Source organism: Acidovorax sp. Q11, from assembly GCF_054950075.1.
In genome coordinates this window covers 1-255 of the sequence record NZ_JBUDZG010000128.1, presented here as the reverse complement: position 1 = coordinate 255, position 255 = coordinate 1, and the positions used below count along the sequence as shown (strand labels likewise).

General features: G+C 61.6%; 1 protein-coding gene. It reads right to left on the bottom strand.

Annotated features, from left to right (window positions below; genetic code table 11):
• Nucleotides 1-255: transposase (locus ACYZGB_RS22985; protein WP_462391301.1), on the bottom strand; the 255-nt coding region annotated here is incomplete at both ends.

Genomic DNA, 255 nt, shown 5'->3' with positions numbered 1-255 from the left:
CTGACTTCCAGTTGTTGGTTGCCCGCCCCCAGTCTTCGGTGATGTTGCGCAGTGCCAGCCAGATCAGCTTGGTGGCTGCATCGTCGCTGGGGAAGTGCCCTCGGGTTTTGATGATCTTGCGCAGCCGTGCATTCACGCTCTCAATCGCGTTGGTCGTGTAGATCACGCGGCGCACCTCGGGCGGGAAGGCAAAGAACGGTATGACCTTGTCCCAGACCCTGCGCCAGGCGCCCACGACAGTGGGGAACTTCTGGC